At 68.6% G+C, this 21,728-nt stretch carries 19 protein-coding genes; 9 read left to right on the plus strand and 10 right to left on the minus strand.

The genetic code is table 11. The annotated features are described in order from the left end of the window. Positions 1-155: 155 nt before the first annotated feature. The 3 genes from ACTHL4_RS04120 to ACTHL4_RS04130 form a co-directional block, all read right to left on the minus strand. Complete coding sequence (locus ACTHL4_RS04120; protein ID WP_440281470.1) at positions 156-1,910, minus strand: MDR family MFS transporter; 1,755 nt, start codon at positions 1,908-1,910, stop codon at positions 156-158. Further along, positions 1,907-2,416, minus strand: coding sequence for a MarR family winged helix-turn-helix transcriptional regulator (locus ACTHL4_RS04125; protein WP_440281471.1), 510 nt, complete (start codon positions 2,414-2,416; stop codon positions 1,907-1,909). Before ACTHL4_RS04125 ends, ACTHL4_RS04120 begins: the two co-directional genes overlap by 4 nt. A gap of 201 nt (positions 2,417-2,617) precedes the next feature. Beyond that, positions 2,618-3,505, minus strand: a complete 888-nt coding sequence (locus ACTHL4_RS04130; RefSeq protein WP_440281472.1) for a maleylpyruvate isomerase family mycothiol-dependent enzyme — start codon at positions 3,503-3,505, stop codon at positions 2,618-2,620. Positions 3,506-3,578: 73 nt separating this feature from the next. Here ACTHL4_RS04130 and ACTHL4_RS04135 point away from each other — a divergent pair, with 73 nt between their 5' ends. Then, positions 3,579-5,588, plus strand: coding sequence for a cytochrome c oxidase assembly protein (locus ACTHL4_RS04135; RefSeq protein WP_440281473.1), 2,010 nt, complete (start codon positions 3,579-3,581; stop codon positions 5,586-5,588). 5 nt (positions 5,589-5,593) lie between these two features. Beyond that, positions 5,594-6,388 (plus strand): carbon-nitrogen family hydrolase, encoded by a 795-nt coding sequence (locus ACTHL4_RS04140; RefSeq protein ID WP_440281474.1) that lies wholly within the window; start codon positions 5,594-5,596, stop codon positions 6,386-6,388. 67 nt (positions 6,389-6,455) lie between these two features. On the opposite strand, the gene ACTHL4_RS04145 is transcribed toward ACTHL4_RS04140, so the two are convergent. Then, positions 6,456-7,079 (minus strand): LysE family translocator, encoded by a 624-nt coding sequence (locus ACTHL4_RS04145; RefSeq protein ID WP_440281475.1) that lies wholly within the window; start codon positions 7,077-7,079, stop codon positions 6,456-6,458. A gap of 169 nt (positions 7,080-7,248) precedes the next feature. Here ACTHL4_RS04145 and ACTHL4_RS04150 point away from each other — a divergent pair, with 169 nt between their 5' ends. The 3 genes from ACTHL4_RS04150 to aroQ are packed head-to-tail and all read left to right on the plus strand — an operon-like array spanning position 7,249 to position 10,078. Next, entirely contained in the window at positions 7,249-9,081 is a 1,833-nt protein-coding gene (locus ACTHL4_RS04150) for an NHL domain-containing thioredoxin family protein (protein WP_440281476.1), read from the plus strand. Between the two features lie 31 nt (positions 9,082-9,112). Then, positions 9,113-9,619 carry a hypothetical protein gene (locus ACTHL4_RS04155; RefSeq protein ID WP_440281477.1) on the plus strand — a complete coding sequence of 169 codons (507 nt, stop codon included), beginning with the start codon at positions 9,113-9,115 and terminating at the stop codon, positions 9,617-9,619. 18 nt (positions 9,620-9,637) lie between these two features. Further along, complete coding sequence (gene aroQ / locus ACTHL4_RS04160; RefSeq protein WP_440281478.1) at positions 9,638-10,078, plus strand: type II 3-dehydroquinate dehydratase; 441 nt, start codon at positions 9,638-9,640, stop codon at positions 10,076-10,078. Positions 10,079-10,192: 114 nt separating this feature from the next. Here the strand turns inward: aroQ and ACTHL4_RS04165 are convergent, their stop codons facing one another. Then, positions 10,193-12,052: an acyl-CoA dehydrogenase gene (locus ACTHL4_RS04165; protein ID WP_440281479.1), complete on the minus strand. Its 1,860-nt coding sequence runs from the start codon at positions 12,050-12,052 to the stop codon at positions 10,193-10,195. 178 nt (positions 12,053-12,230) lie between these two features. On the opposite strand from ACTHL4_RS04165, the gene ACTHL4_RS04170 reads away from it, so the two are divergent. Next, positions 12,231-12,851, plus strand: a complete 621-nt coding sequence (locus ACTHL4_RS04170) for a CYTH domain-containing protein (RefSeq protein WP_440281480.1) — start codon at positions 12,231-12,233, stop codon at positions 12,849-12,851. On the opposite strand, the gene ACTHL4_RS04175 is transcribed toward ACTHL4_RS04170, so the two are convergent. The 4 genes from ACTHL4_RS04175 to ACTHL4_RS04190 form a co-directional block, all read right to left on the minus strand. Beyond that, positions 12,852-13,928 carry an NAD-dependent epimerase/dehydratase family protein gene (locus tag ACTHL4_RS04175; RefSeq protein WP_440281481.1) on the minus strand — a complete coding sequence of 359 codons (1,077 nt, stop codon included), beginning with the start codon at positions 13,926-13,928 and terminating at the stop codon, positions 12,852-12,854. Further along, positions 13,925-14,668 (minus strand): IspD/TarI family cytidylyltransferase, encoded by a 744-nt coding sequence (locus ACTHL4_RS04180; RefSeq protein WP_440281482.1) that lies wholly within the window; start codon positions 14,666-14,668, stop codon positions 13,925-13,927. Before ACTHL4_RS04180 ends, ACTHL4_RS04175 begins: the two co-directional genes overlap by 4 nt. Further along, the gene (locus ACTHL4_RS04185; RefSeq protein ID WP_440281483.1) at positions 14,665-16,512 is read right to left on the minus strand and encodes a CDP-glycerol glycerophosphotransferase family protein; all 1,848 of its coding nucleotides are present in this window, start codon (positions 16,510-16,512) and stop codon (positions 14,665-14,667) included. Before ACTHL4_RS04185 ends, ACTHL4_RS04180 begins: the two co-directional genes overlap by 4 nt. Positions 16,513-16,605: 93 nt before the next feature. Then, entirely contained in the window at positions 16,606-17,682 is a 1,077-nt protein-coding gene (locus ACTHL4_RS04190; protein WP_440281484.1) for an acyltransferase family protein, read from the minus strand. A gap of 105 nt (positions 17,683-17,787) precedes the next feature. On the opposite strand from ACTHL4_RS04190, the gene ACTHL4_RS04195 reads away from it, so the two are divergent. Beyond that, positions 17,788-18,258 (plus strand): Fur family transcriptional regulator, encoded by a 471-nt coding sequence (locus ACTHL4_RS04195; protein WP_440281485.1) that lies wholly within the window; start codon positions 17,788-17,790, stop codon positions 18,256-18,258. A 45-nt stretch (positions 18,259-18,303) separates the two neighbouring features. On the opposite strand, the gene paaZ is transcribed toward ACTHL4_RS04195, so the two are convergent. Continuing rightward, positions 18,304-20,316, minus strand: coding sequence for a phenylacetic acid degradation bifunctional protein PaaZ (gene paaZ / locus ACTHL4_RS04200; RefSeq protein ID WP_440281519.1), 2,013 nt, complete (start codon positions 20,314-20,316; stop codon positions 18,304-18,306). Between the two features lie 110 nt (positions 20,317-20,426). Here paaZ and paaA point away from each other — a divergent pair, with 110 nt between their 5' ends. Continuing rightward, positions 20,427-21,437 carry a 1,2-phenylacetyl-CoA epoxidase subunit PaaA gene (paaA, locus tag ACTHL4_RS04205; RefSeq protein ID WP_440281486.1) on the plus strand — a complete coding sequence of 337 codons (1,011 nt, stop codon included), beginning with the start codon at positions 20,427-20,429 and terminating at the stop codon, positions 21,435-21,437. After that, entirely contained in the window at positions 21,430-21,723 is a 294-nt protein-coding gene (paaB, locus tag ACTHL4_RS04210; protein WP_440281487.1) for a 1,2-phenylacetyl-CoA epoxidase subunit PaaB, read from the plus strand. The genes paaA and paaB overlap by 8 nt, the downstream gene beginning before the upstream one ends. The last annotated feature ends 5 nt before the right edge of the window (positions 21,724-21,728 follow it).

A 21,728-nucleotide genomic window follows, 5' to 3' on the forward strand; every position in this document is an offset into this window, starting at 1 on the left:
GGCCGACGGCTGGGACGAGTCGAGGTCGCCGGGGCACAGCGCAGACTGAGTCCGCGGCGCCCGGGCGAACTCCCCCGGGAGGCATGAAGGCGCGCCCGGCAGCTGCCGGGCGCTCCTTCATGCATCCCGGTGGATTTCTCCCGGGCGCCGCGGACTCAGTCTGCGCTGTGCCGCGGCGACATCGACTCGTCCACGCCGTCGGCCGGTTCGTACCCGAGCGCCTCGTGACGACCCACGGCACCCGCGCCCACGCCGACGGGTTCGCGCGCCGCGCTCGCCGCGCTCGCCGCGCCGGCAGCCTCTGAGGCGGCGGCGGCCTGCGCCGATTGCGCCCGCAGCTCGACGTGCGGCATCAGCAACAGCACCAGGAAACCGAGGAACATCAGCACCGCCGCGCACAGGAAGATCAGGTCCATCGAGTCGGCGAACCCGACCTTGAACGGATGCGCGATGTCGGCCGGCACCTTGGTGAGGATGTTGGAGTCGTCCTGCACCTGCGCGGCGACCTTGCCGAGCAATTGCTGGTTGGCCGGCTGCGCCAGTGACGGATCGGCCTTGACCGCCGCGCCGAGCGCGTCCTTGATCTTGTCGCCGACCGTGCTGAACAGGATCGACAGGAAGATCGCGACGCCGATGGTGCCACCGGTCTGCCGGAAGAATGTCGCGGCCGAGGTGGCCACGCCGATCTCGCGCGGCGGCACGGCGTTCTGCACGATGAGCGTCAGCGGCTGCATGCAGTTGCCGAGGCCGAGGCCGGTGATGAACATCATCACCATCACCCAGACCAGGTTGGTGTCGGCGGTGACGAAGATCCACAGAAGCAACAGCCCGGCGGTGGCCAGCAGCGTGCCGAGGATCGGGAAGCCGCGGATCTTGCCGGTCTTGGCCGTGATCAGACCCGAGATGACGGCGGCGATCATCAGGCCGGCGACCATGGGCAGCATCATCAGGCCGGAGGTCATCGGCGAGGCTCCGTGCACGATCTGCATGTAGAGCGGCAGCACGGTGATGCCACCGAACATGCCGATGCCGACGATCACGCTGGCGCCGATGGTGACCGATGCGGCGCGCAGCTTGAAGATGCGCAGGGGGATCAGGGCGTCGTCATCCATGCGGTGCTCGATCCACACGAAGGCGGCCACGCCGATGATGCCGATCAGGTAGCAGATGACGGAGGTGACCGAGCCCCAGCCCCAGTCGCGGCCCTGTTCCGCCACGGTCAGCAGCGGCACCAGCGCCACGACCAGCGCCACGGCACCCCACCAGTCGATGCGCGCCTCACGCCGCACGTGCGGCAGGTGCAGCGTCGCCGACACCACGAAGAACGCCACGATGCCGATCGGCACGTTGACCAGGAAGACCCAGCGCCAGCCGGTCACGCCCAGGAACGAGGTGGTCTCGGCGAGGAAGCCGCCGACGACCGGGCCGAGCACCGAGGAGGTGCCGAAGGTCGCCATGAAGTAGCCGGTGTACTTGGCACGTTCCCGCGGCGGCACCAGGTCGCCGATGATCGCCAGCACCAGCGTCATCAGGCCGCCCGCGCCGATGCCCTGGAAGGCTCGGAACGCCGCGAGTTCGTACATCGAGGTCGCGAAGGAACACATCGCCGAGCCGATGATGAAGACGCCGATGGCGAAGATGAACAGCTTCTTGCGGCCGTAGAGGTCGCCGAGCTTGCCGTAGATCGGCGTGGTGATCGTGGAGGTGATCAGGTATGCCGTGGTGACCCACGCCTGGATCGACAACCCGTGCAGATCATCGGCGATCGTGCGGATCGCGGTGCTGACGATCGTCTGGTCGAGCGCGGCGAGGAACATGCCGAGCAGCAGACCGGTGAGGATCGTCAGGATCTGCCGATGGGTGTATTCACCGTCCGTGGGCGCCGGAGCAGTCGCCGTAGAGGTGGTCACGAAGGATCCTTTCGGGTGGTGGGCGGATATTCGGGCAGGTCGGCGCCCTGTGCGCGAGCCTGGTCGAGCTGTGCGGTGAGCGCCGCGATGACTTCGTGCAGATAACGGGTGAAGTCGCGCGCCTTGGCATCGTCCCAGTCGGCCAGCATCTGCTGGAACCACTGGCCACGGCCGTCCTGCAGGCGTTGGACGAGCGCGTCACCCTCGTCGGTCAGCGCCACTCGCTGGGCGCGCCCGTCGTCCGGATCGGAGACCTTGGCCACCAGGCCGTGGCAGACCAGGTTGCTCACCTGGCGACTGACCGTGGAGACGTCGGAGTGCACGGTCTCAGCGAGCGCCGAGATGCGGGCGGGGCCGCCGCGGCGCAACGCGAAGATCACCGGGTACGACGAAGGCTCGATCCCGGGGTGTACCCGCGGCGTGTGATGGCGAACCGCTTCGATCTTCTTGACCAGTTGGATGAGCTCGGTCGACAGCTCCATCGCAACTGCGTGCTCGACGGGCATGACGATTCCTGTATGACGACAAGGGGGGTACTTGCTTGCGGCATACAACTATATGCATCGAATGGCGATGTATCAAGTCGACGGCTGGATCCGGCGCGAAGCGGCGACCGTTGCCGGTTGCTGACGGGTTCCGACCTAAATCTGGTGTCGAAGCGGCGACCGTTGCTGGTTGGGTGCGGCGGGTGCGGGCCGCCGCCCGGGTCAGGGCGTGACGGTGAGCGCGTCGAGCACGCGCGCGGCGACGTCCTCGTCGCCTTCGACCGTATAGCGCAACTCGGTGGTGGGCACCCGGCCGGCGCCGCGACGGGTGAGGGCTTCGGTGGTCAGCCGGATGGTGGTGACCGAGCCCGGCGGCACGATGATCAACTCACCGGTGCTGTCGTCCGTCTCGTCCACGTGCGCCTGTCCGGAGAACAGCGGCTCGCCACGCAGGGAGCCGTCATGGCTGGGAGTGATCCGCACCCCCTCGCGAGCCAGCACCGGGCCGGTGCATTCGATGATCACCGAGGTCCCCGGCTCCAGGCCGGCGCGGGCAGCGCGCCGGGGGAAGGCATCCAGCACCGTCGTGACGAACGCGGCCGCGGCGGTGGAGTCGAGGTTCCCGGGGCGGTCGAGGGCAGCGCGCAGGTCCTGTTCGTGGCACCAGATGTCGATGATGCGGACCGGCAACTGCTTGCCGATCGTGTCCAGCTCGCCGATAACCGGCACGACCGGTGAGTCCAGCGTCAGCTCCGGGTCGCGCAGCGCCCGCAGCCGCCGTGGCAGCACGTGCGCCAGCTCCTGCACGACCTCGTGCCCGCTGCGCGACCGTCGCTCCTCGACGGACTGCTCCATGAACCGGCCGAAGTCGTGCCGGATCCACGGATGGTCGGGCACCTCGACATCGGGCAGTTCGCCGGTGAGGAGGGCGGTCTCCACGCCCACGACGTGCGAGATGTGGTCCTTGACGGTCCACCCCGGGCACTGCGTCGGCAGGTCGAAATCATCCGGCCGACAGGTCATTCCGAGGTCGAGGACCGCTTGCGTCGTCTCGGCATACGCGGTGACCATCTCGTCGAGACCTTCGGGCGGGAGCGGTCGTGTCGGCATACCCCCACGGTAATGGCTGGACCCGCGTCGACTGAGAGTACGACCCACAAGGTGTCGATCTAGGCTGCTGTGCGTGACACGTCAGCCCAGCACCCGACCGGTTTCGCACGCCGGAGCTCTCGCCGGCGCCGTGCTGGCCGGCCTCCTGGCCTGCGCGGCGGCTCTGCGCTTCACCGGCGCGGCCGCGAAGCTCGAGCTGCTCGATCCCGGCGCACTGGTCCGCTGGGGGCTGCCACTGACCACCACGGCATTCCAGCTGGCGATCGCGTTGACGATCGGACTGCTCCTGCTCGGCGGCATGCTGATGCCCGAGGGAGCCCACACCGCCCGCCGGATCCGGGTCGGCCGGTATGCCGCCTGGTCGGCGCTGGCCTGGGCGGTGTGCGGCGCGGTCAGCGGGGTCTTCAACTACGCGGACGTGTCCGGCACACATGTCGGGTCCAGCGGGTTCTGGTCCAACGCCTGGCAGTCCACCTGGGACCTGGAGCTGCTGCGGGCGCCGGCGATCACCACACTGGTCGGTCTCTGCGTCGCGGTCGTCTGCTTCGTCGGGGCGAGCCGGGGCGTGCAGGCGTTCCTCTTCTTCGTCGCGGTGGCCGCGCTCTGGCCGTTGGCGCTGGTCGGTCACGCCGCCGGCAGCCTGGACCACGACGCGGCGGTCAACTCGCTGGTGTTCCACCTGCTCGGTGTCGCCGTCTGGGTCGGTGGCCTGCTCGCCGTGCTGCTGATGTGGTCGCGCCTCGGCAAAGGGGCACCCGACGTGGTGGAGCGCTTCTCGACCGTCGCCACCTGGTGCATCGCCATGGTCGGGCTGTCCGGGGCGCTGAACGCCTGGATCCGCATCGGCGGCTTCAGCGGCCTGGACTCGAAGTACGGCGTCGTCGTGCTCGCCAAGATCGCCGCGCTGGTCGCGCTCGGCGTGCTCGGCTGGTTCCAGCGGCAGAAGGTGATCGCCCGGTTGCGCGCGGACCGGTCCTCGCGGCCCGGCCGCGCCGCGTTCGCCCGGCTGGCCGGCATCGAGGTGCTGGTGATGGGCGTGGCGATCGGGCTGGGCGCAGCCCTGTCGCGCTCGGAGCCGCCGATCTCCGGCGAGTCGCCGCTCAACACCACCGACCGGGCGTTCTCACTCACCGATTACCCGACACCCGCGCCGCTGGAGACCAGCAGCTGGTTCACCGCCTGGCGGGTCGAGTGGTTGTTCACCGCCGTCGCGGTCATCGCGCTCGGTGTCTATCTGCACTGGGTATGGCGCCTGCATCGTCGCGGCGACAAGTGGCCGATCGCCCGGACGATCTGGTGGGTCTGCGGCTGGGCGTCCTTCGTCTACTTCACCGACGCGGCGCCGGCGATCTACGGGCACGTGCAGTTCTCGATGCACATGCTGATGCACATGGGTGTGTCGATGTTCGTGCCGATCTGCCTGGTGCGCGGCGGCATCGTCACCCTGGCGATGCGCGCCCTGCCCAAGCGGCAGGACGGCACCCTCGGGCCGCGCGAGCTGCTCCTGGCGGTCGTGCACTCGCGGGTGTTCGCGTTCTTCGCCAACCCGATCATCGCGGCCGTGCTGTCCTTCGGCACCTTGATCGTCTTCTACTACTCGCCGTGGTTCTACCTGTCGCTGACCACCCACACCGGGCACGTGCTGATGGTGGCGCACTTCATGATCACCGGCTATATCTACGCGTATGCGCTGGTCGGCATCGACCCGGGACCCAAGCGCTGGGCGCCGCCGATCCGGATGCTGATCCTGTTGGTGGCCATCGCGTTCCACGCCTTCTTCGGGGTCGCGATGATGACCGGCACCACGCTGCTGGCACCTGATCTCTTCACGGTGCTCGACCTGTCGTGGGTGCCGGACCCGCTCGTCGACCAGCAGCGTGCCGGCACCGTCGCGTGGGGTGCCGGCGAGTTCCCGACGTTGATGCTCGCGATGCTGATCGCGATGGAGTGGTACCGCACCGACCGTGCCGCCGGGCAGCGCGCCGAGCGGCAGGCCGAGCGTGACGGGGACGCGGAGCTCAACGCCTACAACGACTACCTCGCCGCGCGGGCCCGCGCGGGTTCGGCGCACCAGAAGGACTGAGGATCATGCGGATCACCGCCATCCAGCTCGCGTATGACGACGAGGAGTCGCTCGCCGACCGCACCGACCGGGTGGCCGGGATGGTGCGGGCCGAGGCGGGTGCGGACCTGGTGGTGCTGCCGGAGCTGTGGTCGGCCGGTGGATTCTCCTACCGGGACTGGCCGGACCGCTCGCAGGACGTCCGCGGACCGGTGGTGGCCGCGCTCGCGGCGGCGGCGCGGGACGCGGGACTGTGGCTGCACGGCGGGTCGATCGCCGAGCACCCGGCGTCCGGCGAGACCGGCCCGGAGGGCAAGTCGTTGTGGAACACCTCGGTGCTGCTGGGACCGGACGGATCCCTCGCGGCGACCTACCGCAAGATCCACCGGTTCGGTTTCGCCGGGGGAGAGCCGAAGCTGATGGAGGCCGGTGACGAGGTCGTCGTCGCCGATGCCGCGGGCGTGCGCATGGGCTTGTCGACCTGCTACGACCTGCGCTTTCCCGAGCTCTACCGGGAGCAAGTGGATCGCGGAGCGACCGCTTTCGTCATACCGGCTGCGTGGCCGCAGGCCCGGGTCGACGCCTGGCGGCTGCTGTTGCGGGCGCGCGCCGTCGAGGACCAGTGCCTGGTGGTCGGCTGCAACACCGCGGGCACGCATGCGGGCACGCCGATGGGTGGGCACAGCGCCGTGGTCGCGGCGACCGGTGAGGTGCTCGCCGAGGCCGGCAGCGACGAAGAGGTCCTGCGCGTCGATGTCGATCCGGCGTCCGTGGCTGAGTTCCGGGACGCGTTCCCAGTGCTGCGCGACCGGCGCCTGTGACCGCACGCCGGTCGAGGGCGGCCCAGGAACGAGGCCGTGTATCGAGACCACGTGCGCCGAGGCCGACTCAGCTCTCGGCGACCAACGCCCCGGCGAAGCCCAGCATCACCACACCGGTGGCGCCCTCGATGCTGCGGCGGACGGTGAGCCGCTGCAGTACCCGTGTCGCGATGCCCGCGACGGCGACCAGCGCGACCAGCACGACGGAACCCACCGCCGACAGCGTCATGGCATAGGTCAACAGCGTTGCCACGTTGGCGTGTTCGCCGACGAACTGCGGCAGCACCGCGATGTTGAACGCCAGCACCTTGGGGTTGGTGATGTTGCACAGGAATCCCTGTCGGGTGGCCGTCCACGGGGAACGGCGCAGGGGCACGGCGCCTTCGGCGAGCCCGTCCGCGCTGCGCATCCGCCACGCGGCACGGATCGCCAGGAAGCCGAGATAGGCCAGGTATGCCGCGCCGGCCCACTTGATGACCCGGAACACCGTCTCGGCATGCACCAGGAGTGCGCCGAGCCCGGACGCGGCGAGCACCCCCTGGACGACATTGGCGATCAGGATCCCGACCACCGTCCACGCACCCCGTCGCCGACCGCCCAGCAGCGTGCTGCGCAGGGTGAGCAGCGAGTCGGGGCCGGGCGCGATCGCCAGCACCATCGCGAGTGCGACGAAGGACAGGTACCGCGTCATACCGACGATGGTAGGGGCCGGACAGGACGGCGAATGACGCGTTCCGAGGCCCGGAACGCGGCAGCGGCGACCGGGCGTCATGCAGGGGGGTCAGCTGAAGGCCGGTGCGCCGACCGGTTACCGGTAGCCCGACCACCGTGGCGCACGGCCGCCGCGCGACGATGGATGTATGACGAATCTGCGCGTGCGTGCCCCGGAACTCACCGGCCGGGGCTGGCTCAACACCGGGGGCGACCAGGTGCGCCTGGCCGATCTTCGCGGCAAGGTCGTGGTCCTGGACTTCTGGACCTTCTGCTGTGTCAACTGCCTGCATGTCCTGGACGAATTGCGCCCGCTGGAAGCCGAATTCGCCGACCAACTGGTCCTGATCGGCGTGCATTCGCCCAAGTTCGAGCACGAGGCGGACCCGGTCGCGCTGGAGCAGGCGGTGGAGCGTTACGCCGTGCACCACCCGGTGCTCGACGATCCGGCACTGACCACGTGGGGCGCCTACACGGCCCGGGCCTGGCCGACGCTCGTCGTCATCGACCCGGAGGGCTACGTCGTCGGCCAGTTCTCCGGCGAAGGTCACGCGCACGGGCTGACGGTGCTCGTGCGCGAACTGCTGGAGGAGCATCGCGCCAAGGGGACGTTGCGCACCGGCGACGGACCCTACGTGCCACCGGAGCCCCCTGCCACCGCACTGCGGTTCCCGGGGAAGCTCGCCGCAGTGGGGGACGGGAGCTACTTGGTGTCCGACACCGCACACCACCAGGTCGTGCACCTCGAGGACGACCTGGAGACCGAGCGGGCGCGCTATGGCGGCGGCATCTTCGACTCGCCCCACGGCGTCCTGGTGCTCCCGTCCGACGTGGCGCAACGCGTTGGATATGACGTGCTCGTCGCCGACACCGTTCGGCATCAGATTTTCTCGATTCGCTTGTCGGACGGTCAGATCCGTGTCCAGGCAGGCACGGGGGAGCAGCTGCGCGAACGCTCCGGCGGTGGTGCGGCGTTGCGGCAGCCGTTGTCGACTCCGTGGGACCTCGCCTGGTGGATCGACCGCGCCGTGATCGCGATGGCCGGCACGCATCAGCTGTGGGCCCTGCATCTCGCCGAGGACCCGAACGACAACTCGGTCGCGGTCCTCGCGGGCACCAGCCAGGAGGGGCTGCGCGATGGTGACGCGTACGACGCCTGGCTGGCGCAACCGTCCGGCTTGGCGACGGCGGCGGACGGCAGCAAGGTCTGGATCGCCGACTCCGAAACCTCGGCGCTGCGCTCGATCTCCCTGACCGACAGCGGTTTCCGTCTCGATTCGGAGATCGGCAAGGGCCTCTTCGACTTCGGGCACGTCGATGGACCGGCCGCGGAAGCGCTGCTGCAGCACCCCCTCGGGGTGACCGAACTGCCGGACGGCAGTGTCGCGATCGCCGACACCTACAACGGGGCGATCCGTCGGTTCGACCCGCACGCGCACGAGGTCTCGACGCTCGCCACCGGCCTCGGCGAACCCAGCGATGTGCTCGTCGAGACCGACGCCGACGGCACGCGACTGCTGGTCGTGGAGTCCACCGCGCACCGGATCACCCGGGTCGCCATACCCGCTGCGGCGGCTCGGGTCTCGGGTGCCGCGCTACGGACGCAGCGGCCGGTCACCGAGGTCGCACCGGGTGACCTGCAGCTCACGGTGGACTTCGTGCCGCCGACCGGTCAGAAGCTGGACAAGCGGTATGGCGACCCGACGCAACTCACCGTCTCGGCCAGCCCCGAGGGACTGTTGCGAGCCGGCGCCGGTGCGGCGCAGGGCCTGACGCGAACACTCGCCTTCGCGCAGGATGCGACCGAGGGCGTGCTGCACATCTCGGTCCGCGCCGCCGCCTGCGACGGCGACCCGGTCACCGGCGAGCTGCCCGAACACGCTGCTTGCCACGTGTACCAACAGGATTGGGGCATCCCGATCCGGCTGGTGGACGGCGCGGAGAGTGAGCTGATCCTCGGTCTGCGGGCCGAGCACTCTTGACTCTGTAATCATGTAATCGTGTAATTGAGCTATGGACACGATTGCCGGATGGTTCGCCGGTCGCCTACCCGATGAGTGGTTCGACGGTGCACCGGAGGTCACGGTCGATCGCGACGAGATCGTGGTCGTCGGAAGGTTGCCGGCACCGGAGGTCGACGGCGACGGTGCCCGTGCCGCGGAGAGCGGCCGGATCAAGCGCTGGCGTGAGGACACCCGTGGCAAGCGCATGCGCATCGCCGACGAGGCGGAGCGTCGCTTCGGCGCGAAGGTCGCCTGGGGCGCGGTGTGTGGTGAGACGCGGCAGCTCTTCACCAACCTGTCGGTGCCGGTGATGACCCGGCTGCGGCAGCCGGAGCGTCGGGTGCTGGACACCCTCGTCGACGCCGGGGTCGCCCGGTCCCGCTCGGAAGCGCTCGCCTGGTGCGTGCGACTGGTCGGTCAGCACGAGAACGAGTGGATCGGCCGGCTGCGGGAAGCGGTGTCGGCGGTGCACGACGTCCGCGATGAGGGCCCGGCAGCGGGCTCCGGCGCCCGCTGAGCCGTCATACTTGAGCACATGACGCGCCCGACGTTCGCTGTGCTCAACGGTCCCAACCTCAATCTGCTCGGCACCCGAGAGCCCGATCTGTATGGCGCAGAACGCCTCTCCGACATACAGCAGCGGTGCGAGACGGTGGCGGCTGAGCTCGACGTCGCGGTCGAGTTCTTCCAGAGCAACCACGAGGGCGCCCTGGTGGACGAGATCCAGCGACGCCGGGCGGACTCCGGCATCGTGCTCAATGCCGGCGCCTACACGCACACCTCGATCGCGATCCGGGACGCGCTCGCAGCGGTCCAGGTGCCGTTCGTGGAGGTGCACGTCTCCAACGTCTTCGCCCGGGAGGACTTCCGGCACCGCTCCTACCTATCCGACCTCGCCTCCGGTGTGATCGTCGGCTGCGGCGCCGACGGCTACGAGTTCGCTCTCCGTCGCCTCGTCGTTCTCGCCACCGCCTGAACGCCGAGAGGACACGAAACATACTGAGGGGACACGAAAATCCGGGCCAGGTGGCCCGGATTTCGTGTCCCCTCAGTGCCGTTGGTGTCCTCTCGGCGAAAGGGGGGAGCGGTGTCAGAAGGACTCTTCGGGCAGCTCCATCAGGTCCAGGCCGGTGGCCTCGGCGATGGCGCGCTCGGCGGTGATCTTCGGCAGCACGGTGGCGGCGTAGAACTTCGCCGCCGCGACTTTGCCCCGGTAGAACGCCTCGTCGGAGCCGGCGTCGCCGGCGTCCAGGCGTGCCTGCGCCACCTCGGCGCCGCGCAGCAGCAGCCAGCCGATGACCAGGTCGCCGGCGGCGAGCAGGAAGCGCGAGGTGTTGAGACCGACCTTGTAGATCTCCTTCGCCTTGCCCTCCTCGAGCGCCGACATCGCGGTGGTCGCGAGCCATTCGGCGATGCCCTGCACGTCGGCCAGTGCGGTGCCGAGCAGTTCGCGCTCGGTCTGCAGTCCGTCGTGACCGTCACCGCCCTTGACGGTCTCGGTGATCTGACCGGCCAGGTGCATCAGCGACGCGAACTGGTCCTTGACGATCTTGCGGAAGAAGAAGTCCTGTCCCTGGATCGCGGTCGTGCCCTCGTAGAGGGTGTCGATCTTCGCGTCCCGGACGTACTGCTCGACCGGATAGTCCTGCAGGAAGCCGGAGCCGCCGAAGGTCTGCAGGGACTCGGTGCCCAGCAGCACCCAGGCGCGCTCGGAGCCGACGCCCTTGACGATCGGCAGCAGCAGGTCGTTGAGCTTGCCGGCCATCTCCGCGGCCGAACCCGGCTCGGGCTGCTCGGAACCGGTGCGCAGGAACTCCTGGTCGACGATGTCCTGCTGGGTGGCGGTGTAGAGCACCAGCGAGCGCAGGCCCTCGGCATACGCCTTCTGCAACATCAGGCTGCGACGCACGTCCGGGTGGTGGGTGATCGTGACGCGCGGCGCATCCTTGGCCGGCGTCGTCATGTCGGCGCCCTGCACGCGCTGCTTGGCGTAGTCGAGGGCGTTGAGATAGCCGGTCGAGAGCGTCGCGATGGCCTTGGTGCCGACCAGCATGCGCGCGTGCTCGATGACCCGGAACATCTGCGCGATGCCGTCGTGCACGTCACCGAGCAGCGTCCCCACGGCCGGCTCGCCGTCGCCGAAGGTCAGCTCGCAGGTGGTCGAAACCTTCAGTCCCATCTTGTGCTCGACATTGGTGACGTAGACACCGTTGCGGTCGCCGAGCTCACCGGTCTCGAGGTCGACGTGGTACTTCGGCACGATGAACAGCGACAGGCCCTTGGTGCCCGCGCCGGCGCCCTCGGGGCGGGCGAGCACGAAGTGCACGATGTTGTCGGTCATGTCCTGCTCGGCGGAGGTGATGAAGCGCTTCACCCCGGTGAGGTGCCAGGTGCCGTCGGGCTGCTGCACGGCCTTGGTGCGGCCGGCGCCGACGTCCGAGCCCGCGTCCGGTTCGGTCAGCACCATGGTGCCGCCCCAGGAACCCTGCGCCATCCACCGGGCGAGCTTCTTCTGGTCGTCGTTGCCCAGGATGTGCAGCAGTTTGCTGAAGGCGAAGGTCGCGGCATACATGCCGATCGCCGGGTTGGCGCCGAGGATCAGCTCGTTCATCGCCCACTTCAGCGATGGCGGCACGACGGTGCCGTCGAACTCCTTGGGTAGGTCGACGGCCTGGAAGCCGGAGTCGAGGTAGGCCTGGTAGGACTTCTTGAAGCTCTCCGGCAAAGTCGCGGTCTTGGTCTGCGGGTCGTAGACCGGGGGATTGCGGTCGGAGTCGAGCAGGCTCTCGGCGAGCTCGTTCTCGGCGAGGCGGGCCAGCTCCTTGAGCATCTCGCTCGCGGTGTCGGCGTCCACCTCGTCATACGGCCCGGAGCCGAGGACCTCGCCACGGCCGAGCACCTCGAAGAGGTTGAACTCCAAGTCCCGGACATTGCTCTTGTAGTGCGACACGGTTCCTCCAGATAGACCCTACTCGTCGGTAACTTCATTGTGCTACTGACCAGTACAACGCGCAAACGCGGGGGTCCGGCAACGACTCCGACGCGGCGGTGACAGGCTCGTGGGGAGCGGGTATGGCGCACGACGTGCCGGGAGCGGCGCACCCACGCGAACGAGGAGGACGATCGGTATGACGGCGGCCGAGCAGCACGAGGAGATCGAGCGGAAGTTCGCGCTCGGGCCCGACGACGAGGTGCCCGACCCGGTGGACTGGCCCGGCGTGGTCACCGCTGCCCAGGCCCAGCGGTTCGCCCTGGACGCGCTCTACTACGACACCGAGGACCTGCGGCTGGTCACCGCGGGTGTCACCCTGCGCCGACGCACCGGCGGATCGGACGACGGCTGGCACCTGAAGGTGCCCGGGGACGGCGAGGGCCGCATCGAGCACGCACTGCCGCTGGGTGCCGCGGAGGAGGGCCCGCCGGGCGAGTTCGTCCAGCAGGTCGCCCAGTGGACCGGCGACGCGCCGCTGCGGCCGATCTGCCGCGTACGCACCACCCGGGTGGAGCGTCGGCTCGACGGACCGGACGGGGCGGTGGCCAGCCTGTGCGACGACCGGGTGGCGACGCACAACCTGCTCGATCCGCGACTCGACCAGCGCTGGCACGAGTTCGAGGTGGAACTGACCGGCGACGGCAGCCTGGACTTCCTGGACGCCGTCACCGCGCACCTGACCGGACTCGGCGTCCCCCAGGTCTCGATCGCCTCCAAGCTGCGGACGGCGCTGACCCCTGCGGGCGCTGGCGACTGATCACTCCAGGTGGTGGGCCACCATGCGCGCCACGCCCTCGGCCGGCGACACCTCGGCCCGCCATCCGAGCGCGGCGAGGCGGCTGCTGTCCAGCCCCTGGCCGGGCGACGGCTGATAGGCGCGCGAGTCGTCCGGGTGAGTGAACTCCAGTTCCATCGGCACGCCCGGCCGTGACTGGGCGAACAGCTCGGCCAACTGCCGGATGGAGATCAGCCCGGCCCGGTCGGCGACGTTGTAGGCCAGATGCTCGCCGCCTCGCAACCACGTCGTGAACAGGCCCGCGATTGCGTCCGAGACATAGGTGTACGTGCGCACCGCCGCGCCGGCGCTGTTGAGCACGATGTTGCGGCCGGCGACCGCCGCCGCGGCGAAATCGGCCTGCACCCGACCGTCGTCCAGCGCCATACCGGGACCGTAGATGTGACCGAAACGACAGATCCGCACACCGAGGCCGTGCTGTGCGTGGTAGCAGGCACACAGCGTCTCCGCGGCCCGCTTTCCCTCGGAGTAGCAGGCACGCGGGTTGAGGATGTCGAAGCCGCCGAAGTCGTCCTCGGCGATCAGCGTGCGACCGGCCGGCTGGGCGCCGTACACCTCCGCCGACGACATGGTGAGGAACGTCGACGCGCCACGGTCGACCGCGAATTGGAGCATGTTCTCGGTGCCGTTGAGGTTGGCCCGGAGCGTGCCGATCGGGTTGCTCGCGTGCAGTGCGGGCCGCGCCGGGCTGGCACCGTGGACGACGGCATCGAACCTGCCGTCGATCGCTCCGGGGTCCAGGTCCGACACGTCGGCGGCCACCAGCGTCAGGTCTGCACGGTCGGCAGCGCCACCGAAGGTGGGTGCAGCCTGGGCGACGTCGCGCACCAGCGCGACCACCTCGATCCCTGCATCGGATCGATCGTTGAGGCCGAGCAGCGTGCGCCAGACGTAGGACCCCAGCATGCCGCGGGCGCCGGTGACCAGGATCCGTTGGCCGGCCAGGTCGCCCCAGGGCAGGTCGCTGTGCAGGATGCGAGCGACGTCCCCGTCGACGATGCTGCCCGCGCCCTGCTGCGGGCGTGCGACGTCGCTCATATCCCGGTGACCTGCCGGTTCTCGATGAGCTCGAAGAACGTTCGGCAGATGTAGAAGTCCTCCGCGGTCGTGATCTTGATGTTGGACCGTGGGCCCTCGACGCGGTGCACCTCGTGGCCGTAACGGAACATCAGCGACACCGAGTCGATCGAGTCGTGCTCACCCTCGCTGACCGCACGGTCGTAGGCTCCGAGCACCTCGTCCAGGCGGAAGGTCTGCGGCGCCTGCGCCGAGTAGATGGTGTCGCGCGGAATGATCTTCTCGATGACCTCCGACGGCGACGACGCGATCGTCTCGTTGAACTTCGTGCACGTCGCCGCCGATCCGTGCTCGCGCGCTGCCTCGATGTTGCGGGTGATCAAGCTCTCGTCGATGAGCGGCCGGACTCCGTCGTGGAGCAACACGATCGTGTCGCCGCCGAAGGTGTCGGCAACCGCCTTCAGCGCGTTGTGCCGCGACTCCTGCCCGGTGGCGCCACCGTCGACGACCCAGCGCACCTTGGTCAGGTCGTACCACCGCACCAAGCGCTCCAGTTGTGGGCGCATCGCCGGCAGGATCGCAATGGCGATGGCGTCGATGTCCGGGTGGTTCTGGAAGTGCTCGAGGGTGTGCACGATGATCGGCTTGCCGTGGATCTCCAAGAATTGCTTGGGGACGGCGGCCTTCCCCATGCGGGAACCCACGCCTCCGGCGAAGATCACCGCGACGTTGGCGGGGCGGTTCGGGGCAGCGTCGTTCATGGGACCCTCTCGGTGACGGTTTCGGTCGTTGCCTCGGTGGGTGAGCCGTCGACACCGAACCGCAGATCCGCGGCGCTCTCCGGTTGCCGGGTCGGTGGCTCACCCAGGATCAGCCAGTCGATGACCCGGTCGGAGGAGTGGGTGTCGACGTGGTCGAAGTTCTCCTTCCGGAAACCGGCGATCTTCCACGTGTCGAAGTCGTTCTCGGTCAGTGCCCGGACCAATCCCTCGGAGTCCGCGACGATCTTGCCGGGTGCGGTCAACGAGTAGTCACGGTGGAAGCCGCGCGTCGCCGAGTAGATCTCCTGGTCGTAGGCGAAGAAGACCATCGGCCGGTCGAGCAGGGAGTATTCGTAGATGACCGAGGAGTAGTCGGTGATGAGGACATCGACACTGTGCAGCAGGTCGTTCGTGTCCGGGTAGTCCCCGACGTCGAAGATGCGATCGGCGAACTCCGCCGGGATCGGCGGCTTCTCGTGGATGAAGTGGTGCATCCGGAACAGGAAGACCGAGTCCTCACCCATCGCGGCGTGGATGGCGGCGAGGTCGAGCCGGTCGTAGTCGTAGTACCCGTCCTTGATGCCACGGCCGCGGAAGGTCGGCGCGAACAGGATGACCCTTTTCCCGGCGAACTGCGGATAGCGGGCGGCGAACTCCTGCCTCACCCGCGCGATCCGTTCCGGGTCGAGGAACACGTCGATACGCGGAAGACCCGTCGGGATGACCGACTTCTCCTCGATGCCGAAAGCCTCGGCATACACGCCCGTCAGGTGGGTCGAACCGCAGATCGCGTAGGTGTAGCTGCGGTGGGAGTTGGTCAACTTCGGCGAACCGTACCGCCCGAACCGGCTGAAACCGATGGACTTGAACCCGCTGCCCGCGTGCCACAACTGGACCAGGACCGCCTTGGGATCCAGCTTGAGGCTGAGCAGCATGCTGAAGTAGTCGTCGATCAGGATGTAGTCCGACGTGGCGATCAGCCAGATGGTGCGCACCGTGTTGAGCTTGTTGGACGTCTTCGGGGTGCGGAAGGAGTAGCGGAACTCGTAGTCCTGGTCCAGCCCGCGCTGCACCATCCGATCGCGCACCTGCAGCAGGTTGCCGCCGAGTGCATCGCGCGCCTCGGAGGCGAACAGGATCCGCTTGCCGTTCGGCGGCTTCACCCGACGGGCGACGGCATACACCTGATTGGCGAGCTTGACGCGGGTGTCGTGGCTGGTGACCCTGCTCTTCAGCTTGCGCAGCGGGTTGCGGGTCTTCTTCCCCGTGCCGCGGCCCAGCGCGTAGGTGCGCACGACGAATTCGGGGCGGATGTCGTCCTCGGTGACGTCGAAGTTGACGACGTATGCCGAACGGTTCTGGTTGTACAGGTAGGTGCGGGAGGCCGGCTCGAGCTCACCGACCCGGCTGAGCGGGAAGGCGGCGCCGGCACCCACGGCCACTCCGCCGTAGGTCGGCACGACGCGCCACGATCCGTTCGGCACCGCCTTGCGCTTGTGGAAGTTGGTGACGTTGATGGTGAGCCGGTAGTAACCGTCGTCGTCGACCTCGACCGGGATCTCCAGCAGGCGCTGGCCGTCCAGCAGTGCGAAACCCAGCGACGCGGACAACTCCGCGATGTCCGAGGGCGGCTCCGGCGGCACGAAGCCGTCCGGTGCGATGCAGTCGCGCGCTTCCTCGACCGGGCTGTCGAAGGGCTCGGCGACCAGTAACGGCAGGGGGTCGCCGAGTGCGTTGACCATCGCAGGGGTGGGTGCCGCGGGGTCAACGGCCTCGATGCGGACCAGCAGGCCGAGGTGGACCCGGTCCCACGCGATCTCACTGATCGTTGTCTCTACCTGCACCCGACGGGTCCTCTCGATGTGTTCGGTCTCGTGCGTGCGCAGTGCGCCGGCCGGCGAAGCCGGCGTCTGCGCGCGAGGCTGCACTGCATTTTGTCAGTCTGAAGGGTAAACCGGTTTGCGGGGGGACGGGCCAGGAGCACCCAGCAGCCCCAGCAGTCGGCGCCAGGCTCGTTCGTAGCCGCCGACGATCGCGCGCACCGGGGGCGAGGCCAGGAAGAACGCGACGGCGAGGGGACTGAGGACGATGCCGGCGATCAGCAGCTCGTGGTGTCCCAGATGCGGGTGCCACTTCTGCAGTGCGTAGGGCCACGACATGTGCAAGGTGTAGATGCCCAGCGAATAGGTACCCAGGTGCGTGAAGAACACCTTCCGGCGTGGCAGCAGTCGCCACAGCGTGAAGAGCGCGCCGAGGGTGCACACGACGACGAGCAGTCGCCCACCCATCTCCGCCAGGCTGCTGCCGTCGATGTGCGGATAGGGCGTGTTGCCGTTGAGCAGGGCGATCTTGACGAAGCCGGTCTTCTCGGCGAGCCAGGCGACCGCTGCGATGAACACCAGCGGAACGGCCGCCCAGAAGGCAGGCACCCGCCGGATCCGCTCGACGGTCTCGGACGTGGTGTAGTGGCCCATCAGGAAGAACGGCGCGAACACGAAGATGCGTTCCAGGGAGAGCGTGGTTCCTAGTCTGCTGGTCAACGGCACCAGCAGGGCGATGGCGAGCGAGGTCAGCACCGGCCAGCGCAGCTTGTCCCAGAGCGGAAGCGAGAGTCGCCATACGAGCAGGGCCAGCAGGTACCACATCAGACCGGGCGCGACCCACATCGCCCAGTCCCAACTGCCGAAGAAATAGCGTCGCACCAGGAAGTGGATCAGGCTGAAGCCGACGTACAGGGGGAAGATCGCGGTGAACGCCTTGTCGAAGGCGCGCTGGGGGGAACGCAGCACCTTGCCCGAGAAGTAGGCGAACGCGGGCATGTGGAAGAGGTAGATGAAGTAGTGCGCCCATCCCATCGCGCGTGAGTCGGAGTGATAGGTCATCACGATGTGGCCCAGCACGACCAGCACGATGAGCACGGCGCGCGAGTTGTCGATGAGCGCGTCACGTGTTCTGGGCGCGGACGGGGCGGCGTCGTGAACCGGGGCGGGGCGCGCGGGCAGTGCTGCTGTCACCGTGGGAAGGCTAGCCGACCGCGAGGGACGGGCCGTCCACCCCGGACGGCGACCCACGCGCTCGGGCCGGTGCGATGGTGGAGAATCGGGGCCAGGAGGTGCGTCATGCGTCATACCGACGAATCACCCGCGGTGGCCGAGGCACTCGGGCTCTTGCGGGACAAGGGCGAGCGCGTGACCGCGGCGCGGCGGGCCGTGCTGCAGGTGCTCGACGACGCCAGCGGTCACCTGTGCGCGGAGGACATCGTGACCCGGGTCGACGAGGCCGAGCCCGGGGTGCACCGTGCCACGGTCTACCGGTCGTTGCAGTCGCTGGCCGAGCTGGGCATCGTCGCCCACACGCACGTGCCGGGCAGTGCGACGATCTATCACCTGCGGCACTCGGCGGCCGCCCGGACCGGCCACGCGCACCTGCAGTGCACGACCTGCCAGGGGTTCTTCGACATACCGATCGAATGGCTGGGTCCGATCGGCGACCGGGTGCGGACACAGCTCGGCTTCGAGCTGGACGCCCAGCACGCCGCCCTGCTCGGCACGTGCGCCGAGTGCCGTGCGGCGGACCCGGCCGCCCACTGACGGCCGAGCAGCGGCGGGTCCGCTCCGTGACGCCGGTCCGTGGCGCTACTCCTTGGCGACCAAGGTGAGCACGTCGTAGGTCGCGACGGCTTCGCCGTCCTGGTTGGTGACCAGGCAATCCCACCGGACCTCGCCGTAGTCGGCGGTCTGCCGGGGAGTGATCTGCTTGGCGGTGAGCTGGACGCTGATCGCGTCGCCCGCCTTGACCGGCGTGAGGAAACGCAGGTTGTCGACGCCGAAGTTGGCCAGCACGGGGCCGGGCTCGGGCTCGACGAAGAGGCCCGCGGCCAGTGACACGATGAGGTAACCGTGCGCGACGATGCCACCGAAGATCGGGTTGGCCGCCGCTGCCTCGGGGTCGGTGTGCGCATAGAACGTGTCGCCGGTCCGTGCCGCGAAGTCGTCGATGTCCGCACCGGTGATCGTCCGGCTGCCGGTCTCGACGGTGTCGCCGATCCGCAACTGCGCCAGCGACTTGCGGAACGGATGTATGTCGCCCGTGCCGCGCGCGGACCCGGTGGTCCAGCGTCCGGTGATGGCGGTCAGCATGTCCGGTGAACCCTGGATGGCGGTGCGCTGCATGTGGTGCAGGATCCCGCGCACACCGCCCAGCTCCTCGCCGCCGCCGGCGCGGCCCGGTCCGCCGTGCACCAGCACCGGCAGCGGCGAACCGTGACCGGTCGATTCCTTCGCGTCGTCGCGGTTGAGCACCAGGATGCGCCCGTGCCACGGGGCGACACCGCGCACGAGGTCCCGGGCGACGTCCGGGTCGTGGGTGACGACCGAGCCGACCAGGCTGCCCTTGCCGCGAGCCGCCAGGTGCACTGCGTCCTGGGTGGATCCGTAACCGATGACGGAGGCCACGGGGCCGAACGCCTCCACGTCGTGGACCTGGGTGGCGTCGGCGTGCGCCCGCAGCAGCACCGGTTGCAGGAAGGCGCCGCGCGGGTCGCCGACGGTGGTATCGGGGTCGCCATACACGACGTCGGCGGCCGAGCGCAGGGCCTCGATCGCCTTGCGGACCTCGTCACGTTGCGCGAGCGACGCGAGCGGTCCCATGCGGGTCGACTCGTCGCGCGGATCGCCGACGGTCGTGCGGTCCAGGCGCGCGCTGATCGCGTCGATGACCGGGTCGATCATCGGCTCGGGCACGATGACGCGCCGGATGGCGGTGCACTTCTGCCCGGCCTTGACCGTCATCTCCGTCACGACGCCCTTGACGAACAGGTCGAACTCCGGGTCGTCGGTCGTCACGTCGGTGCCGAGTACCGAGCAGTTGAGTGAATCGGCTTCGACACCGAGGGAAACGCCGCCCGTCAGCACCGACTCGTGCCGGCGCAGGATGCCACCGGTGTGCGCCGAACCGGTGAACGCCACCGAGTCCTGCACGGTGAGTTCGTCGAGCAGCGTGCCGGCACTGCCGGCCAACAACTGCAGGGTGCCCTCGGGCAGGATGCCGGCCTCGATGATCCTGCGAACGGCGAGTTCGGTGAGGTATGCCGTCTGGCTGGCCGGCTTGACGATGCTCGGCAGGCCGGCGATGAACGCGGGCGCGAGCTTCTCCAGCATGCCCCAGACCGGGAAGTTGAAGGCATTGATCTCGACCGCGACGCCGGGGCGTGAGGTGAAGACGTGCTGGCCGGCGAAGATGCCGCCCTTGCTCAGCGGCTCCAGCGGGCCGTCGGGGGCCACGGTCGAGTTGGGCAGCTCGCGGCGGGCCTTGCTGGAGTAGCTGAAGACGGTGCCGATGCCGCCGTCGATGTCTACCCACGAGTCCCGGGCGGTGGCACCGGTGCGGTAGGACAGCTCGTAGAGCTCCTCCTTGACCTCGGGGCGCGACAGCGTCAGCGCGACGTCCTTCAGCAGCATCGCCCGCTGGTGGAACGTCAGCTCCCGCAGCGCCGGGCCACCGACCTGCTTGGCGTGGCGGACCATCGCGGCCAGGTCCACGCCCCGGCTGCTGATGCGGGCGACGGTCTCGCCGGTGGTCGCGTCCAGCAGAGCATCTCCCTCGGCGTCGGACCGGAACCACGAACCTGCGGCGTAGCTCTCGAGCATGCGTGCGTCTGTCACTGGATGGCTCCTACGAGTAGTCGTTGCGATCGGCGGCGCTGCGTGCCAGACTAATAACTGACCACTCGGTCTGTAAATACCGCAAGGAGGATCCCGTGCAGGTTGACCAAGCGCCTCTGGAAAAGACTTCCGAGCACGCCCTGCAGGAGGCGTTCGACGCGACCATCGCCGGCAACGACCGCATCGAGCCGCGTGACTGGATGCCGGAGAAATACCGCCAGACACTGATCCGGCAGGTGGCTCAGCACGCGCACTCGGAGATCATCGGGATGCAGCCCGAGGGCAACTGGATCACCCGCGCGCCGTCGCTGCGCCGCAAGGCCGTGTTGTTGGCCAAGGTGCAGGACGAGGCGGGGCACGGGCTCTACCTCTACTCGGCGACCGAGACACTCGGCATCTCCCGGGACGAGCTGACCCGCCGGCTGATCTCCGGCAAGCAGAAGTATTCCTCGATCTTCAACTACCCGACCCTGACGTATGCCGATGTCGGCACCATCGGCTGGCTGGTCGACGGGGCGGCGATCTGCAACCAGGTGCCGCTGTGCCGGACGTCGTACGGCCCCTACGGGCGCGCGATGATCCGCATCTGCAAGGAGGAGTCCTTCCACCAGCGGCAGGGCTACGAACTGCTGATGACGATGATGCGCGGCACCGACGAGCAGCGCGCGATGGTGCAGGAGTCGGTCAACCGCTTCTGGTGGCCCGCACTCATGATGTTCGGTCCGCCGGACGGCGACTCGCCCAACACCGCGCAGTCGATGAAGTGGGGCATCAAGCGGCATACGAACGACGAACTGCGGCAACGCTTCGTCGACATGTCGATGCCCCAGGCGGAGGCGCTGGGTGTGACCTTTCCGGACCCCGAGCTGAAGTGGAACGAGGAACGCGGCTCCTACGACTACGGCGAGCCGGACTGGGAGGAGTTCTGGCACGTGGTCAAGGGCAACGGACCGTGCAATGCGCAGCGGATGGCGCACCGCAAGGCGGCATACGACGAGGGTGCCTGGGTGCGGGACGCAGCCATGGCATTCGCGAACTCCGCCGGTCGAGTGGGCCGGAGCGCTAGCGGAGGCCGTATCGAGACCAAGGAATCCGAAAATGCCTGAGAACCAACGGGAATGGCCGCTCTACGAGGTGTTCGTGCGCAGCAAGCGAGGCCTCAATCACGTGCACGTCGGGTCGCTGCACGCGCCGGACGCCGAAATGGCACTGCGGCACGCCCGCGACGTCTACACCCGGCGCAACGAGGGTGTGTCCATATGGGTGGTGCGCTCGGCTGACATCACCGCGTCGAGCCCGCAGGAGAAGGACCCGCTCTTCGCACCCAGCGGCGACAAGGTCTACCGGCACCCGACGTTCTACGACATCCCCGACAACGTTCCGCATATGTGAAAGGT

Source organism: Flexivirga sp., assembly GCF_051955415.1.
Classification (GTDB): domain Bacteria; phylum Actinomycetota; class Actinomycetes; order Actinomycetales; family Dermatophilaceae; genus Flexivirga.